Source organism: Streptomyces sp. Da 82-17, assembly GCF_046098215.1.
In the GTDB taxonomy this organism is placed as follows: Bacteria; Actinomycetota; Actinomycetes; order Streptomycetales; family Streptomycetaceae; genus Streptomyces.
Genome location: NZ_JBJURH010000009.1, coordinates 119,333 through 135,826, shown reverse-complemented (window position 1 = coordinate 135,826; position 16,494 = coordinate 119,333). Strand labels below are relative to the sequence as shown.

Sequence of the window (16,494 nt, the reverse complement as noted above, 5' to 3'; positions counted from 1 at the left end):
TCGCTCAACCCGGCTTAAGCAGCGCTAAACTCGCCGCCATGCTCAACGTCCGCCGCCTGCTGCTGCTCGCCGAGGCCGCCGACCGCGGCTCGCTCACCGCCGCGGCCGAGGCCCTGCAGATGACGGTCTCCGCCGCGTCCCAGCAGATGTCACTCCTCGAGCGGGAGGTCGGCCAGCCCGTCGTCGAGCGGCTGCCCCGCGGCATCCGCACCACCGCGGCCGGCGCCGCGCTCGCCGACCGCGGCCGCGCCATCCGCCGTGAACTGCGCGCCGCCGAGGCCGACTTGGAGTCCTTCGCCCACCTCGACCAGGGCACCCTGCGCCTCGGCTCCTTCCCCACCGCCAGCGCCTCCCTGCTGCCGCTCGCGCTGACCCGGTTCCGCCGCCGGCACGAGAACATCCGCATCGAGGTGCGCGCCGGGGTCCTCGACGAACTGCGGGAGATGCTGCACTCCGGCGAGGTCGAACAGGCGCTGCTGTGGGACTACGGCTGGAACCGCATCGACGACCCGGCCCTGCGTCTCACCCATCTCCTCGACGACCCGACGGTGCTGGTCGTCTCGGCGGACTCCCCGCTGCGGGCGCACAAGTCGGTGCGCCTCGGCGACCTCGCCGAGCAGGAGTGGATCATCCGCGCCGACAACCATCCGGTGGCCGACGTGCTGCGCCGCAGTTGCCGCCAGGCGGGGTTCGAGCCGCGCATCGCCTACGCCTCGCACGACTACCAGGAGGCCCAGGCCATGGTCGCCGCGGGCCTCGGCATCGCGCTCGCCCCGCGCCTGGCCCTCACCAGCCGCCGCAGCGACGTCCGGCTGCTGCCGTTCGCGTACGACATTCCCGCGCCGACCCGCCGCATCCTGCTCGCCCGCGCCGCGTCCCGGCCCGCGACGCCGCCCGCCGAGGCGATGGCCAAGGTGCTGCACACGGTCGCCCGGCGCTTCGCCGAACCCGGCCTGGACCGGGCGCAGTTGGGCGCCGTCGGACGCGGCTGAGGCCGCGCGCCATCGGTCCCCGGTGTCCGGGCCCGGAGGTACGCGGCCTTCAACTGCGCGCGTCCGGCGGGGGGTTGACGGCTGCTCAGAACAGCGCCGGAATCCCGTAGTACACGAGCAGGGCCAGGCCCGCCGCCGCGAACGCCGCCGTCGTCGTCGTGGCCGTGCGGCGGGTCGCGGCGAGTTTGCGGGGGTCGCGGTCCGTGGCCGGGGTGGTGAGGAGGCGGGCGCGGAAGGCGCGGGCCTCCGGGGTGGGGTGGGCGCCGCGGTCCGCGAGCCAGGTCGCCGCGACGCTGAGCAGCACGCCGAGGAACACCGGGTCGGCCCAGACGGGCAGTCGGACTCCGGCGACGTCGGTCAGGAGGGACGCCGCGGTGACGCCGAGGAAGCCGGCGATCATCCCGGCGAGGGCGCCGCGTGCGCTGAGCTCGGCGCTGCGGACGGACCAGAACGCGAGCGGCCCCCAGGCGGCGGCGAACAGCGTGGCCGCGAAGTAGCCGATCTCCAGGACGGCGGGCGGCGTGACCAGGGTGATCAGCAGCACCACGAGCGCGGTCGCGAGCATCACCTGCCGGGACCGGCGCAGCGCGCGCTCCTCCGACTCCCCACCGTCGTCGGCCCCGTCCGGGCGGCGCGGCCGTACGTCGTACGCGGCGCTGAAGCCGATCAGGGCGAGGAACGCCGACGCGGAGGAGAGGCCCGCGGCGACGATGCCGGTGACGACGACCACGCCGAGCACCGGCGGCAGCACATGCTGGGCGGCCCAGATGAACGCCACCTCGGACGGCTCGATGTCCGGGTTGAACAGGTTGATGGTGTAGGCGCCGAACATCAGGAACACGTACAGCACGCCGACCGTGCCCATGGCGATGAACGCGCTGCGCAGCGAGACGTGTTCGTCGCGGGCCATCAGGTAGCGCGAGGACTGCCACGGGCTGACGGCGACGACCGCCATCCACGCGAGCCCCGTCGCGATCGCCCACACGAGCACCTGGCCGGGGCTTCCCAGGGACGCGGCCTCGCCGGTGACACCGTGCCAGCTGAGACCGTCCGGCTTGCCGGGCAGGGCCTGCAGCTTGTCGAGCGCGGCGGCCGGACCGCCCGCGCGGACGACGACCCAGGACATGCCGACCACACCGGCGACCATGAACACGAAGAACATGATCGTGTCGTTGACGAGGATGCCCTTCGAGCCCGACAGGAACGTGAACGCGGTGTAGGCCAGCCACACCACGACCACCGCCGTCCACGTCTCCCAGCCGAGGAGTTGGGCCAGGACGAGCGCCAGGCCCTGCGTGACCGCGACCAGGTACAGGCCGATGCCGAGCACCACCATCACCCCGGCCGCGGACTGCACCGCCCGCGAGTCGAAGCGCCGGCCGAAGTACTCGGGCACGGTCAGCGCCTCCGAGCGGCGCAGATACCGGCCGAAGCCGAGCACGCCGACGACGTATCCGCAGATGTTGAGGACGGTGACGATCAGCATCACCACGGGGAACCCGTCGTACGCGAAGCCGACCTCGCCCATGAAGGAGACCGTGGACAGGAACGAGGCCACCAGTGTTCCGGCGACCAGCAGGGTGGGGGCGTTGCGCCCGGCCACGTAGTAGTCGGAGCGGTCCTTGACGCGGCGGCCGACGACCACGCCGATCACGAGGTAGAGCACGAAGCTCCCGAGCACTCCGGCGATGAACATCACTGATCGCCCTCCTGCGGTGCGGTGTAGTCGCGGCGGACGGCCCGCCAGGCGAGGCCGATGACGGCCAGCGGCACGAGTCCGTAGGCGAGGGCGACGGCGAAGGAACCCATGAGCGGTTCTCCCTGGGCTGGGGACGGAAACGGGGACGTACGGGGATACGGGGGGTGGTCAGAGGGCGTGGCCGAGGCGCATTCCTTCGAGGACGGCCTCCTCGACCGTGCGGGGCGCCAAGCAGTCGCCGATCAGGTGCACTTGAGGCCGCTCGGCCTCGGGCAGGGCCTGCTCGATCTGCTCCGCGAGACCGGTCACGGGCTCGTGCCCGAGGGCGAGGACCACGGAGGCGACGTTCTCGACGATCACGGGTTCGTCGGTCAGTACGTGCTGCAGGTAGACCGTGTCGGCGTCGGCGCCGTAGAGCCGGGTCAGCGGGACGGTCTCGACCTTGTGGCGGACGAGTTGGCGCAGGAGTTCGTCGCGGGTGTACTGCTGCAGGCTCTCGCCCGCCTGGTACCCGGTCGTGGCGAGGACGACGCGGTGGCCGCGCTCGGCGAGCAGGACGGCCACGCCGATCGCGGTCCAGTCGCCCCGCCAGTCGGCCACCAGCACCCGGCCCCTGGGGAGCGGTGCGCCGCCGATGACCTCCCAGGCGTCGCGGACGGTGGCCTCGGCGGTCTCCAGGTCGGGGCGATATGGGCGGGCGCCGGTGGCGACGACGACCGCGTCGGGGGCCTGCCGCCGGACGAGCTCCGCGTCCACGGCGACACCGGTCTCGATCCGTACGGACGCGCGCCGCGCCTCCTCCAGGAGGTTGGTGACCGCGCCGCCGAACTCGGCCCGCCCGGGCAGGAGTTGGGCGAGCAGCACCTGGCCGCCGGGCCGCCTGGCCGCGTCGTACACGGTGACCCGGTGGCCGCGCTGGGCCGCCACCACGGCCGCCTTGAGCCCGGCGGGACCGGCGCCGGCGACGAGCACGTCACGGGCACGGCGGGCCGGGGCGAGCAGCCCGTACAGCTCCTCGCGGCCGGTCTCGGGGCGCTGGATGCAGGAGATCGGGTGCCCGGCGTGGAAGTGGCCGATGCAGGCCTGGTTGCAGCCGATGCAGGCGCGGATGCCGTCGAGGTCGCCGCGGCGCGCGTACGCGGGCAACTGCGGGTCGCAGATCAGGGCGCGGGTCATGCCGGCCGCGTCGGCGTCGCCGCGTTCGAGGAGCAGCTCGGCGTCCTGCGGCTGGTTGATCCGCCCGGCGGCGATCACCGGCACGGACACGGCCTCCTTGACGCGCCTGGCCTGGGGCGCGGTGCAGAGCGGGGCCATGGTCATGGGCGGCACGATGTGGTCGGAGCCCGCGAGGGTGGCGGAGGTGCCGTGGGTGACGGAGACGTAGTCGAGGAGGCCGGCCGCGTCGAGTTCGGTGACCGCGCGCAGCGCGTCGTCCGCGCCGAGGCCCCGGTCGTACGCCTCGCCGACGCTGATGCGCAGGCCCACCGCGAGGTCGCCGCGGACGGCCGCGCCGGTCGCCTCCAGGACTTCGCGCAGGAAGCGGAGCCGGTTCTGCCAGGAGCCGCCGTACGCGTCGGTGCGCCGGTTGGTCGCCGGGTTGAGGAACTGGGCGGGCAGATAGCCGTGCGAGGCGACGATCTCCACGCCGTCCAGGCCCGCCTCCCGCAGCCGGACCGCGGCGGCGGCGAACCCGTCGACCACCTCGCGGACGAGGGCGCGGGGCATGGCGCGCGGGAACACCCGGAAACGTTCGGTCGGCACGGCGGACGCCGAGTAGGACACCCCGAGCGCGCCGTCCGCGGTGTCCATCACCTCCGCGCCGCCGTGGAACAGCTGGGCGAAGACGGTCGTGCCGTGCTCGTGCACCGCGTCGGCGAGCCGCGCGTACCCCTCGACGCAGTCGTCGGTGTCGGCCATCAGGGCGTGCGAGGTGTACCGGGCGCTGTCGTGCACGCCGCCGACCTGCAGCACAATGAGCCCGGCCCCGCCCTCCGCCCGGGCCCGGTGGTAGGCGACGAGCCGGTCGGTGACCTTGCCGTCCTCGGCCATCACCGTGTCGTGCCCGGTGGACACGATGCGGTTGGGGAGCCGGGCGGGCCCGATGTCCAACGGGGTGAAGAGCCGGGTGAGCATGGCGGATCGGCCTCCGGTCGTCGACTGCCTGCACGGAAAACGGCCTTCAGCGTGAGCGCTGCGCCCCCGCCGGGACATGCGCCTGCCGACGCAATGTGGGGCGGGCGTTCATACCGGGGTATGAGGGGGCGGCGGGGTGGCGCGGTGCGCGGTGGCGCCGGGGCGGGCGTCGCGGGCTTGCGGAGACGGGAGCCGTAGGGCCCGCTAAGCGGAACCCACAGGACCCGGGAAGCGGAACCCGCAGGACGCGCCAGCCTGCGCGGCGGGAGCCACCAGACCCGGCAGACGGGGCCCACAGGGCCCGGGAGACGGCGGGCCCCTCAAGGCCGGGAGACGGAAGCCGCAAGACCCGCGAGACGGCCGAAACCGAGGGGCCCGGAAGACGGCACCCGTGATACCCGCGAGACGGCCGGAGCCACAAGACCCGGGAGGCGGCGGCGCGCCGCCCAACGGCCGCCCGGTGCCGGAGAGTTGGCGGGCGCAGCCCAACGCCCGCCCAGCGCCGAGGAGTTGAGGGACGGCACCCCTCAGAGCTCCGTGATCCGCCGAGCCAGCAGGGCCATCCACAGCACCGCCACGTCGCCCGTGCTGCGCAGGCTGCGGCCCGTGACGGCCTCGACCTTGCGCAGCCGGTAGCCGAGGGTCTGGCGGTGGATGCGCAGGGACTCGGACGCCTCCCGCCAGCTGCGGTCCCCGGCGAGGAACGTCTCCAGGGTGTGCAGCAGCTCCGTGCCGTGCTGCCGGTCGTGGTCGATGAGCGCACCGAGCACCGTACGGGTGGCGTGCTCGGCGTCGGCGACGGTGCGGGGCAGCAGGATCGGGGCGGCGGTCTCGTAGTCGGCCACTCCCCCGCCCGAGGCGACGGCGGCCTGCAGCGCCCACCTCGCCTGCCGTGCGGTGTCGGGGAGCTGGCCGACGGCCGTGCCGCTCGCGGACACCCCGATCGCCGGTACGCGGTCACGGAGCAGCTCGACGACCTCGTCCGCGCGGGCCGTCCCGACGAGGAGCACGGCGGCCTCCCCGCGCTCCCGGCCGAGCAGCACGGGCACGTCCGCGTCCCCGAGCAGCGCGGCGGCGACGGCCCGCGACTCGGCCGGGATGCCGAGGGCGGTACGGGGGCCGGCGAGGCCGAAGCCGTCGAGCGCGAGGGTGCCCGCCTCGTCGCCGAAGCCGCCGTCGACGAGCCGCTCCCACAACTCGGCCCCGCTGTCGCACCGGGCGGCCCGCTCCCGCTCCGCCCGCTCGACCTCCACCGACACCAGGCTCTGCACGTGCAGCAGCAGGAACCCGTCCGCGTCCAGCTCGCCCGGCCCTTCGGCGACGAGCATGCAGGGCCGGTGCGTGGACAGGGCGAGCGCGGTGGCGCGGACGCCTTCGGCGCCGTCGACGCCGTCGACGCACAGCCGGGCGGGCAGCCGGCCGAGCCGGTCGGCGGTGGCGTCGCGGAGCCGGGCGAGCACGTCCGGGTCGAGGGGGTGGTCCTGCCGGAACACCTCGCTGCCGAGGGCGACGTCGAGGACGTGCAGCCGGTGGCCGAGCTCGGCGGAGAGCCTGCCGAGCAGCGATCCGCCGCGGAACGCGGCCGTGCGGGCGGGCTCGTAGAGGCGGCTGACGCGGACGAGGCGCCGTACCTGTTCGCTCTGGCTCGCCATGGCCACGGTCCGGCCGATCGCCGCGAAGGGCGTGGTGTGCCCCACGAGGAGGACGGGGAAGCCGAGTTCGTCGGCGGTGTCGAGCAGGGCACGGGTCAGCGGAGGCGCCTTGAGGTCGTCGCCGATGGCGATGCCCGCGAGCTCGGCGGCGTGCAGCCCGGCGACCAGACGGCGCTGGGCGCGCGCGCCGCGCGGCACGCAGATGCCGACGGTCATGAGCAGCTCGTCGGCGCCGAGCCAGCGCCACGGGTCCTCCAGCTCGCAGGAGTGCGCCCACACCACCGGCCGCCCCAACCCCGCTGCCCCGGCGAGCACTTGGCAGTCGAACTGCTCCATCGCGGCCAGGTCGCCGACGCTCAGGTGCTCGACGGCCGGTGCGGCCGCGCCCTGCCCGGGACCGTTGCTGTGCGCCATCGACGGCCTCCGGTCACGGGGCGGCGGACGCCCACGGGGTACGTGATCTTCGACTGGAGCGCGAACCTACCGCAGGGCGCGGGCGGGTTGAAGGGGTGCGGTCGTCCCGGCCGGGTGGACAGGGTGGGTGTGCTGGGCGTGGTGCGTCGCCGCGCTCGCCGTCAGCACGCCGAGGGCCGCCGCCGCGCTGGCGATGCCGAGCACGCCGCCCGCCGCGACGTCGCCCGGATAGTGCACGCCGGTGTGCACCCGGGAGTAGCCGACCGCGCCGGCGAGCGTGCCGAGCGGGATGGCCGCGCCCGGCAGCAGCACGCCGACGGCCGTGGCGAACGCGACCGCCGACGCGGTGTGCCCGGACGGGAAGGACGCCGAGGTCGGCATGGGAACGTGCCGGTCGACGTGCACGCGCGCGCCCTCCCGGTCGGGCCTGGCCCGGCGTACGAGCCGTTTGCCGAGGACGTTCGCGGTGGTCGAGGCGATGGCGATCGCGCCGACCCCCGCGTATGCGGCGCGCCGGGCGCGCGGCCCGGAGACGGCGAGGAGGGCGGCGATGCCGAAGGACAGCTTCGAGTGGTCGGCCGCGGCGGAGAGCCGGCGCAGCGCTTTGTCGAGGGTCGGCGTGGGGGTCGCCGCGACCGCCGCGTACAGCGCGCCGTCGACGGCCCGCAGGTCGCTGAGCACGGCGGCGACCCGGGACCGTCCGGCGGGAGGCTCCGCGAGGTCCGGGGCGGGTTCAGTCATGGGGGCCCAGGGGCGCGGCGGGCTCACGGCCGGTGTCCTTGCACAGGCCCCAGATGACGAAGACGCCGACGGCGATGCTGACGACGGACCAGATCGGCTGGTACGGCAGCCACAAGAACTGCAGCAGCACCACGAGCGCGGCGAGCGCGACGCCGATGGCCCGCGCCCAGCCCGCGCCCTTCATCACCCCGGCCCCGGTGATCACCACGGCGACGCCGACGACGAGGTGGATCCAGCCCCAGGTGGTGAGGTCGAGCTTGAAGACGTAGTCGCCGAGCCGGGTGTACACGTCGTCGTCGGCGATCGCGGCCACTCCGGCGATCGCCGAGAACATCCCGTCGAGCATCAGCAGCACCCCTGCGAACAGGACGACGCCCGCGGCGAGCGGACCGCCGCTCTCCTCGCGGTGCTGCGGGGGCTGCGGCGAGTGGGCTTCGCGTGCGGTGCTGTCGGACATGTGCTCCTCCGGACCTCCGGGGCTGTCCCGCCGGGCCACGCTTCCGGCGGGCGGGACTCGTCGTGCCGGTGCATCAACCCTCGGCGCTCCGGGGGCGGTCCGCAACCGCGCCCGCCGTCCGCCCGGCGCCGCACCCGCAGCCCCGCCGGTCCCCGGCAGGGCGTCGCCCGCGCCCGGTGCGCGACGTGCGCGTTCTCGTCGTACGCCGGAGGATTGCGTACGACGAGACGGGCCGGGGACGGCCGGCCGTCGGGACCCTCGGAGCGTGAGCATGGGCGTGCGGGACGAGCCGTCGGGGCCTGCCGCGGAGGCGGCCGACCCGGCTCAACCCCCGGCGCTGCGCGCGGTGTTGGCGAGCAGGCGCTACCGGCGGCTGCTGGCGCTGTGCGTCGTCGTGGGGGTGCCGATCGCGCTGGTCTGCTTCGGGTTCGTCGGCCTGCAGCACGAGCTGCAGCACGCCGTCTGGCGGGAGCTGCCCGAGGCGCTCGGCTTCGACCGGGCGCCGTGGTGGTGGCCGCTGCCGACGCTGCTCCTCGCGGGGCTCGTCCTCGCGCCGGTCGTGACCCGGATGCCGGGCGGCGGCGGGCACCTGCCGGTGAACGGTCTCGGCGGGGCCCCGCTCGGCCCCGACGCGCTGCCCGGCGTGCTGATCGCCGCCCTCGCGACGCTCCCGCTGGGCGTCGTGCTCGGCCCGGAGGCGCCCCTGATGGCGGTCGGCAGCGGTCTCGCGCTGCTCGCGGCCCGCGCCGCGCGACGCGCGCTCGCGTTACGGGCGGAACGACGGGCCTCCTCCTCGGCCTCCGCGTCCTCCCCGGGCGGGCCGGGCGGGCCGGGAGGCGGCGGTGACGGTGCCCCGCTCGGGCCGCAGGAGAGCACGCTGCTCGCGACCGCCGGTTCGACCGCGGCCATTTCGACGATCCTCGGCGGCCCGGTCGCGGCGGCCGTCCTGGTCGTCGAGGGTGCGGGGCTTGCCGGCGGGCGGCTCGTCGTGCTGCTGCTTCCGTGCCTGCTGGCGAGCGCGGCCGGGGCGGTCGTCTTCACCGGGTTCGGCCACTGGACGGGGCTGTCGATCGGCGCCCTGAAGCTGCCGACGGTGCCGCCGGACGTCAACCCGGACGCGGGCGACTTCCTGTGGGGCGTGCCGCTGGCCGCGCTCATCGCGCTGGCCGTCGCGGCGGCCCGGTGGCTCGGCCGGCGCACCGCCTGGTCCACGCGCCGCAACACCGCGCTGCGCACCGTCGCGTACGGCCTTGCGGTCGGCGTGTGTCTCGCCGCGTACGCGCTCCTCACCGGACGCAGCCCGGAGGAGGCCGCGCTGTCCGGGCAGGAGACCCTCGGCAGGCTCGCCGCGCAGCCGCACGACTGGTCGGTGCTCGCGCTGCTCGCGCTCGTGCTGTGCAAGGGGCTCGCCTGGGCGCTGTGCCTGGGCGCGATGCGCGGCGGACCGATCTTCCCGGGCGTGCTGATCGGCGCGGCCCTCGGCATCGCCTGCTCGGGTCTGCCCGGCCTCGGCACGACGCCCGCCCTCGCCCTCGGCATCGCCGCGGCCACGGCGGCGCTCACCGGACTCCCGCTGACCAGCGCGGTGTTGGCGGTGCTGCTGCTGGGCGCGGACGCGTCCGAGCAGATGCCGCTCATCGTCACGGCGTCCGTGGTGGCCTTCATGACGGCCCAGCTGGCCACGCGCCCGGCTGCGCGCGGGGACGGTCCGTGAGCCGCCCGGAAAACCGGTGGTGTGCGCCCGCGTGCCTCAACTAGCGTTCCGCCGGGCCGAGTTGTCTGCGAAGGGACGTGCCGTTGTACACCGTGTGAGACCCCCCGAGAGCTGATCTGTCGCGCGTCGCGTGCTGTGCGCCGCGCTGCTTCCTGCTGCGGACTTCTCACTGAAACCGGTGTACTTCTGTGCTTGATCGCTGGGTGGTCATGCCCACCTGCCTTCCCACTGTCCTTCGCCGTTGCCACTCCTGCGCGTCGCGCCGCTTCCGCGCCGACGGCAAGTTCCGTGTCAACGCCCACCACAAACGACTGGACGCCTGGCTGCTCGTCCTCTGCGCGGGCTGCGGGGCGACGGCCAAGCTGAGCCTGTTGGAGCGGGCCGAGGTGCGCTCCGTACGCCCCGGGCTGCTGGACCGGCTGCACGCCAACGACCCTGTCCTTGCAGGGGAGTTGCTGCTGGACCCGGCCGTGCGGCGGCGGAACCGTGTCGCGCTCGACTGGTCGGGCGCCTGGCGGCTCGACACGGGGACGGGCGGGCCGGTCGCCCCGCTCCCCCTCGACCGGGACGTGCTCGACGTGACGGTGCACTTCGCGGCGCGTGTCCCGGTCCGGCCCGTACGCCTGATCGCCGAGGGGTGCGGGCTGGCGCGGGCGGAGGTCGAGCGGCTGCTCGCGGCGGGACGGCTCGTCTCGGCGGTCCGACTCGACGGCGGCAAGGTCTCCGACGACTTCACGTTCACCCTGAAGCGCCGGGTCTGAGCGCGGGGACGCGCTTAAGTCTTACACGGTTGTCGGGTGTCGCGGCTCTCCCTACCTTACGAGCACGTAAGTGCACGCGAGAGACGGAGCGTCGCGGCGCCCGGCCGGGGTGTCCGCCGAGCGGCAGGAGCATGCGGTGCATTCCCTATCAGACCACCTTCGGACCCAGCCCCCCGGCGCGTTCGTCGTCGGCTTCTACACGTCGTTCACGGCGGCCGTGCGGGAGGGGGCCGAGGACCCCGGCGAGCTCATGTCCCGTTATTTCACGCGGGACTTCGTGCAGGTCGCCGACGGCGTCGAGATCGGCTGGGAGCGGCTTCGAGCGCACCTCGAGCCGATCCGCCGGAACCTGCGGGAGTTCCGGTTCGAGCTGCACGAGGCGTACGCGGACGGCGACCGGATCGCGGCCCGCTTCACGATCCACGCCCGGATGCGCAAGGGCGCGCCGGTCTCCACGCGGGTGCTGATGTTCGCCGAGTTCACGCCGGACGGTCGGCTGCGCAGGGCCGAGCAGCTCACGCGCGACGTGCCGCCACCCCCGTGGCCACAGGACCCGCAGGAGGCGGCGCCGGACTCCAACACCCCTACTACTTCAGGGAGTTGACGTATGCGTCGCGCACGGATCGTTCTGGGGCTCGCCCTGCTGTCCACGGGCGCCCTCGCGGGTGCGTTCGGCTACGGTGCGGCCAATCTGGTGCCGACGTTCGACGCCGTACCGCTCGACCTGCGGCTGTCGTTCCACGCCCGGTTGATGCAGCGGAACGGCATCACCATGCAGGCCGCCATGGCCGTCTCGGCGCTCAGCTGTCTCACGCTCGCCGCCCTGACCTGCGGCCGCACGCGGCAACTCGCTTCGGGCGCAGGGCTGTTGGCGATCGCGTCGTTCCTGATCACGCGGCTGGGCAACGTGCCGATCAACGGCCGGATCAAGCAGTGGGCGGTCACGTCCGCACCCGCCGACCACGCCGAGTTCCTCGCCCGCTGGGAGGCGTTCAACCAGGCGCGTACGGCGACGGCGTTCGCGGCGTTCGGGCTGCTGATCCTCCTCACCCTGCACGGCGGCGCCCGGCCCGCGCCGGACGGCCCGGCTCGCGCACCACTCCGTACAGGCGCGTGACCGACGTACGGAACTGCTCGGCCGCGCTCTTCGGGTCGCGGCGGCCGGCGCGGATCTCCCGGTCGGCGGCGTGGCCGAGGGCGATGGTCGCGGCGATCAGCCAGTCCGTGTCCAGGTCGGTCACGAACGCTCCCTCAGCCCGGCCCCGGCCGATCAGCTCGGCCAGGCGCGCCTCGACGGGCACGTGCCGCTCGGCGTCGGCCTGCGCGTCGTCGCTGCCGTACCTGCTGAACGGCGTCTGCTCGGCGAGGAGCGTCCCCACGGCGGCCACGAACCGGTCGAGCGCTTCGGCGGCGGGGCCTTCCGCGAGGCGGGCGTCGTCGAGCACGGCCAGCGCACGGCGGCTCAACTCGTCGCGGACCGCCGCGAGGAGGGCTTCGCGGGCGCCGAAGTGCGCGTACGCGGTCTGCCGGGTGACTCCGGCCGCGGCGGCGATGTCGGCCATGCTCGCCTCGGGCCGCTCGGCGAGCACGGCGACGGCGGCGGACACGAGAGCGGAACGGTTCCGGGCGACCTCCACGCGCTGCCGCCGCTGCCTCGCCTGCCTTACCTGCCTTACCTGCTTTACCTCTGACATGGTTGTCAAGTGTAGTGGGGCGCGGACGCCCCCCAGGGCCCACGGAAGGGGCGCTCGGGGTGCGCTGCGAGACTGGGGGCCATGTTCGTTCAGCTCCTCGCCGCCACCGGTGTGCTCGCCGTCCTGACCGTCGCGCCCGGGCCCGACATGGCCGTGGTGACGAAGCGCGCCCTCGCGTCGGGCCTGCGGGACGGCCTGCGCACGGTCGGCGGCATCGCGGTCGGGCTGCTCGTGTGGGGCGTCCTCACCGTGGTCGGCCTGGCGGCGGTGCTCGCCGCGTCGGCCACCGCGTACACGGCCGTGAAGCTGGTCGGCGCGGCCTACCTCGTCCTGCTCGGCGTACAGGCCCTGCTGCAGAGCCGGCGCGGCAAGACGACGGCCGCGGCTGCCGGGGCGGAGCAGGCGCCGGGCGTGGGGCGGCCGTTCCGCACGGGCCTGGTCAGCAACGTCCTGAACCCGAAGATCGCCGTCTTCTACACCGGCCTGCTGCCGACACTCGCCCCGGCAGGACTGTCGCCGCGCCTCGGGATGGCGCTGCTCGTCCTGCTGCACGCGGCGCTGACGCTCGTCTGGCTCGGCGGGTACGTGCTCGCGCTCGCCAGGGCCCGCGCGTTCTTCGAGCGGGCCGCCGTGCGCCGGGCCGTGGACCGGGTCACCGGGGTCGTGCTCATCGGGTTCGGGATCAAGGTCGCGGCGTCCCAGCCCTGAGTCGGGAGCCGGGATCCTCCCGGCCCTGCGGGGAATGCGGGGCGGCGACTGCGGGTTACATCACAGCCCGGGGCGATACCCCCGGGGGTACAGTGAAGTGCTCGCCCAGAAGTCGCCGGAGGCCCTTTCAGACCCGCCCTGGCGGACAAGACCCGGCGGGCCCGGCAGACCCGGCACGGCAGGCCCGGCAGGACCAGCCCGCCGGGTTCGCCAGGCCCGACACGCTTGCCGATTCCGGAAGTTGGAGGACGAACCCGCCATGAGCACTGCCCTCAGCCCGACCGAGCTGGAGTCCCGGATCGCCGACGGCGTCCTCGTCATAGACGTCCGCTCGGCGTCCGAGTACGCGCAGGGCCACGTGCCCGGCGCGATCAGCGTCCCCGTCGACTCCGTGCCGCAGCTGCTGCCCGAGCTGCGGGCCGCCGCCGAGCGCCGCGGCCTGGCCGTCGTCTGCGCCTCGGGGGCCCGGTCGCGCGCCGCGTGCGACGAGCTGGACCGGGCCGGGATCGCGGCGGGCAGCCTCGACGGCGGCACGAGCGCGTGGCAGGCGGCGGGCCTGCCCGTCGAGACCGCCGCCCGGCCGGCCGGGCGCGCCGTCTGGCCGATGGACCGGCAGGTCCGCTTCGTCGCCGGCTCCCTCGTCCTCACCGGCCTCGCCGTCGGCCTGCGCGCCCCGCGCGCCCGGCTCCTCTCCGCCGCGATCGCCGGCGGGCTCGTCTACTCCGGCCTCAGCGGTACGTGCGGCATGGCCTCCGTCCTCGCCAAGCTGCCGATCAACCGGCCGCGCCCCGAGCAGCTCGACGAGGCCCGCGCCGCCCTGCGCGCCTGACCCCGACCCCACCGCCGTACGACAGACAGAAATCGGAGCCGCCCGCGTGAGCGCGACGAACGAAGAGACCATGAACGCCGTCCTGAACCGGCTCCGCCGGGCGCAGGGCCAGCTCGCGGGCGTGATCACGATGATCGAGGCGGGCCGGGACTGCAAGGACGTGGTGACCCAGCTCGCCGCGGTCTCCCGCGCCCTCGACCGGGCCGGGTTCAAGATCATCGCGAGTGGGATGCGGGAGTGCCTCAACGCGACCGACGAGGACCGCCCGCCGCTGACGGAGGAGGAGCTGGAGAAGCTCTTCCTGAGCCTGGCCTGAGCTGCCCGCCCCGCCGCGCGGGACCGGTCAGAGCTGCCCGTTCTCCCCCACAACTTCGTCGCACGCCTTGCACAGCACCAGGTGCACCCACCGCTCCTCCCGCAGTGAGCCCTCCGCGCCGCAACGCTCGCAGGTGCGCTCGCTGCGGGCGACGTGGACGTCGATGAGGGCATCGAGCCGCGCGGACTCCGCGTTCGTCCACTCGACACCGAGCCTCCAGGCCCGCGGAAACGCCTGAAAGGACAGGACGCCCCACTTCTGCTTCACGGCGCACAGCTGGTACGCCGGAAACTCCGCGACGACCGCCTCGTGGCACGCCAGCACCAAGTGCCGCCAGCCCGGCCCCACTTCGATGTCCTGCTCAGGGTCCCGCAGATGCCGCCTGTACGGTTCCGCCCGGCCGCCCGACGTCCCGGAAGTCTCCACAGCCCCCAGCCCCCCCCCCAGCTCCCCAGCTCCCTCAACCGAGTACACCCCCCGATCCTCAACTCCCCCGCAGCCGACCCGCGTTCACGCCCGCAAGTACGCCAGAACCGCGAGGACGCGGCGGTGGCCCTCGCCGTCGATGTGCAGGTCGAGTTTCTGCAGGATGCTGCTGACGTGCTTGTTCACGGCCGCCTCGGTGACGTACAGCGCGCGGGCGATGGCGGCGTTGGCGCGGCCCTCGGCCATCAGGGCGAGCACTTCGCGCTCGCGCGGGGTGAGCCGCTGCAGCGGGTCGTGGCGGCGGTTGAGCAGTTGGCGTACGACCTCCGGGTCGACGACCGTCGCACCGTCCGCGACCTGCGTGACGGCGTCGACGAACTCGGTGACGGCGCTGACCCGGTCCTTCAGGAGGTAGCCGACGCCGCTGTCCGAGCCGAGGTCGAGGAGGTGGGCCGCGTACGACTGCTCGATGTACTGGCTGAGGACGAGGACCGGCAGGTCGGGGCTCTCCCGGCGCAGGGCGATGGCGGCGCGCAGGCCGTCGTCGGCGTGGTGCGGCGGCATGCGCACGTCGGTGACGACGATGTCCGGGCGGTGCTCGCGGGCCGCGGCGATCAGCGCGTCCGCGTCCCCGACCGCGGCGGCGACCTCGTGGCCGAAGCGGGTGAGGACGCCGACGAGCCCGTCCCGCATGAGCGGGGAGTCCTCGGCGAGTACGACGGTCAGCGGCACGGCAGCTCCACGTGCAGGAGTGTAGGTCCGCCCGGCGGGCTGGACAGACGGAGCCTGCCGTCGGCGGCGGCGACCCGGTCGGCGAGCCCGGTGAGGCCGGTGCCGGCCTCCGGATCGGCGCCGCCGCGGCCGTCGTCGCGGACGGTCAGGGTGATCAGGTCGGTGTGCCGGCGGGCCTGCACCTGGGCGCGGGTGGCGCCGCTGTGCTTGGCGGCGTTGGTGAGCGCCTCGGAGATCACGTAGTACGCGGTGGTCTCCAGCGGCGCGGGCGGCCTGGCGGGCAGGTCGATGTCGACGGCGACGGGCAGGGCGGAGCGGGCGGCGAGGTTCTCGACGGCCGCGGCGAGCCCGTGGTCGGTGAGCGCCTTGGGGTGGACGCCGCGGCTCAGGTCCCGCAACTCCTCGACGGCGAGCGCGAGTTGGGTCTGTGCGTCGGCGAGCTGCGCGGCCAGCGGCGAGCCGGGTTCGGCGTCGAGCACGGCGAGGCCGAGCCGCACGTTGAGGGAGACGAGCCGCTGCTGCGCCCCGTCGTGCAGGTCCCGTTCGATACGGCGCCGCTCCGCGTCGAAGGCGTCGACGAGCCGGGTCCGGGAGGCGCGTACGTCGGTGAGCTGCCGGCCGAGTTCGTCGTCGCGGGGCGCGAGCATCAGGCGGGTGGCGGCGGCGCGGGCCCCGGCCCAGGCGGTGATCGTGTAGGGCGCGGCGGGCAGCAGGCACAGGCCGACGACGAACAGCGGCCACGCCCCCGGGTCGTCCACGGGCGACAGCATGACGAGGACGGGCACGGCGAGCGCGAAGGCCAGGACGAGGAAGTCCACCCACCACAGAGCCGTCAACGACACGGCGGTGAAGCCGAGTTCACGCCAGGTCGCCTGTTCGTGCAGCCGGGTGTGCAGCCAGCCGCGCGGGCCGGGCCGTTCCGGCGGCCGGTGCGGGTCGGGCACCGGGTCGAGGTCGACGAGCCGCAGCCGCCACCGCTCGAACCGGGTGACGGGGATCCCGGACAGGGCGACGGCAAGCAGCAGCACGGCGCCCACGAGCACGACGAGCGAGGCGAACCCGGCGATCAGCAGGCCGACGAGGACGAGCGTGGTGACGGCCCCGAAGGCCACCCCGGACAGCAGGTAGGCGAGGGACCGCCAGGGCCAGCTCGTGCGGAGCAGCTTCAGCGGGTTCTGGGCCAGGGCCTGCCAGGCGTTGCGGTGACGCATCCGTCGAAGGTAGCG

Annotated in this window: 17 protein-coding genes; 8 read left to right on the top strand and 9 right to left on the bottom strand. The window is 74.6% G+C overall.

Annotation, left to right across the window (positions count from 1 at the left end; genetic code table 11):
- The first annotated feature begins 38 nt into the window (after window positions 1-38).
- Window positions 39-992: a LysR family transcriptional regulator gene (locus ACIDOF_RS17730; protein ID WP_409006859.1), complete on the top strand. Its 954-nt coding sequence runs from the start codon at window positions 39-41 to the stop codon at window positions 990-992.
- A gap of 85 nt (window positions 993-1,077) precedes the next feature.
- Here the strand turns inward: ACIDOF_RS17730 and ACIDOF_RS17725 are convergent, their stop codons facing one another.
- The 5 genes from ACIDOF_RS17725 to ACIDOF_RS17705 all read right to left on the bottom strand — a co-directional run bounded on the left by ACIDOF_RS17725 (window position 1,078) and on the right by ACIDOF_RS17705 (window position 8,088).
- Window positions 1,078-2,688 carry a sodium:solute symporter gene (locus tag ACIDOF_RS17725; protein ID WP_409006858.1) on the bottom strand — a complete coding sequence of 537 codons (1,611 nt, stop codon included), beginning with the start codon at window positions 2,686-2,688 and terminating at the stop codon, window positions 1,078-1,080.
- A 171-nt stretch (window positions 2,689-2,859) separates the two neighbouring features.
- Window positions 2,860-4,824: an FAD-dependent oxidoreductase gene (locus ACIDOF_RS17720; protein WP_409006857.1), complete on the bottom strand. Its 1,965-nt coding sequence runs from the start codon at window positions 4,822-4,824 to the stop codon at window positions 2,860-2,862.
- Window positions 4,825-5,351: 527 nt separating this feature from the next.
- Window positions 5,352-6,890: a PucR family transcriptional regulator gene (locus ACIDOF_RS17715; RefSeq protein WP_409006856.1), complete on the bottom strand. Its 1,539-nt coding sequence runs from the start codon at window positions 6,888-6,890 to the stop codon at window positions 5,352-5,354.
- Window positions 6,891-6,956: 66 nt separating this feature from the next.
- Entirely contained in the window at window positions 6,957-7,631 is a 675-nt protein-coding gene (locus tag ACIDOF_RS17710; RefSeq protein WP_409006855.1) for a phosphatase PAP2 family protein, read from the bottom strand.
- Window positions 7,624-8,088 carry a hypothetical protein gene (locus tag ACIDOF_RS17705; protein ID WP_409006854.1) on the bottom strand — a complete coding sequence of 155 codons (465 nt, stop codon included), beginning with the start codon at window positions 8,086-8,088 and terminating at the stop codon, window positions 7,624-7,626. Before ACIDOF_RS17705 ends, ACIDOF_RS17710 begins: the two co-directional genes overlap by 8 nt.
- Before the next feature lie 271 nt (window positions 8,089-8,359).
- On the opposite strand from ACIDOF_RS17705, the gene ACIDOF_RS17700 reads away from it, so the two are divergent.
- The 4 genes from ACIDOF_RS17700 (at window position 8,360) to ACIDOF_RS17685 (ending at window position 11,680) form a co-directional block, all read left to right on the top strand.
- Window positions 8,360-9,802, top strand: coding sequence for a chloride channel protein (locus tag ACIDOF_RS17700; protein WP_409007062.1), 1,443 nt, complete (start codon window positions 8,360-8,362; stop codon window positions 9,800-9,802).
- Window positions 9,803-10,011: 209 nt separating this feature from the next.
- A complete protein-coding gene (locus ACIDOF_RS17695; RefSeq protein ID WP_409006853.1) occupies window positions 10,012-10,563 on the top strand; it encodes a DUF1062 domain-containing protein in 552 nt (183 codons plus the stop codon).
- Between the two features lie 136 nt (window positions 10,564-10,699).
- Entirely contained in the window at window positions 10,700-11,167 is a 468-nt protein-coding gene (locus tag ACIDOF_RS17690; RefSeq protein ID WP_409006852.1) for a nuclear transport factor 2 family protein, read from the top strand.
- Window positions 11,168-11,170: 3 nt separating this feature from the next.
- Window positions 11,171-11,680 (top strand): anthrone oxygenase family protein, encoded by a 510-nt coding sequence (locus ACIDOF_RS17685; protein WP_409006851.1) that lies wholly within the window; start codon window positions 11,171-11,173, stop codon window positions 11,678-11,680.
- Here the strand turns inward: ACIDOF_RS17685 and ACIDOF_RS17680 are convergent.
- Entirely contained in the window at window positions 11,610-12,257 is a 648-nt protein-coding gene (locus ACIDOF_RS17680) for a TetR family transcriptional regulator (protein WP_409006850.1), read from the bottom strand. The two genes, ACIDOF_RS17685 and ACIDOF_RS17680, sit on opposite strands and share 71 nt — an antisense overlap.
- An 81-nt stretch (window positions 12,258-12,338) precedes the next feature.
- Between ACIDOF_RS17680 and ACIDOF_RS17675 the strand changes: the two genes are divergently transcribed.
- From ACIDOF_RS17675 to ACIDOF_RS17665, 3 genes are all read left to right on the top strand, one after another.
- On the top strand, window positions 12,339-12,965 hold the full coding sequence (locus tag ACIDOF_RS17675; protein WP_409006849.1) for a LysE family translocator: 627 nt from the start codon (window positions 12,339-12,341) through the stop codon (window positions 12,963-12,965).
- A 259-nt stretch (window positions 12,966-13,224) separates the two neighbouring features.
- Window positions 13,225-13,794 (top strand): rhodanese-like domain-containing protein, encoded by a 570-nt coding sequence (locus ACIDOF_RS17670; protein WP_409006848.1) that lies wholly within the window; start codon window positions 13,225-13,227, stop codon window positions 13,792-13,794.
- Window positions 13,795-13,864: 70 nt separating this feature from the next.
- The gene (locus ACIDOF_RS17665; protein WP_409007061.1) at window positions 13,865-14,110 is read left to right on the top strand and encodes a metal-sensitive transcriptional regulator; all 246 of its coding nucleotides are present in this window, start codon (window positions 13,865-13,867) and stop codon (window positions 14,108-14,110) included.
- A 27-nt stretch (window positions 14,111-14,137) separates the two neighbouring features.
- On the opposite strand, the gene ACIDOF_RS17660 is transcribed toward ACIDOF_RS17665, so the two are convergent.
- The 3 genes from ACIDOF_RS17660 to ACIDOF_RS17650 form a co-directional block, all read right to left on the bottom strand.
- On the bottom strand, window positions 14,138-14,458 hold the full coding sequence (locus tag ACIDOF_RS17660) for a hypothetical protein (protein ID WP_409006847.1): 321 nt from the start codon (window positions 14,456-14,458) through the stop codon (window positions 14,138-14,140).
- A gap of 162 nt (window positions 14,459-14,620) precedes the next feature.
- Window positions 14,621-15,268: a response regulator gene (locus tag ACIDOF_RS17655; protein WP_409006846.1), complete on the bottom strand. Its 648-nt coding sequence runs from the start codon at window positions 15,266-15,268 to the stop codon at window positions 14,621-14,623.
- Window positions 15,259-16,479, bottom strand: a complete 1,221-nt coding sequence (locus ACIDOF_RS17650; RefSeq protein ID WP_409006845.1) for a sensor histidine kinase — start codon at window positions 16,477-16,479, stop codon at window positions 15,259-15,261. The genes ACIDOF_RS17655 and ACIDOF_RS17650 overlap by 10 nt, the downstream gene beginning before the upstream one ends.
- Between the last annotated feature and the right edge of the window lie 15 nt (window positions 16,480-16,494).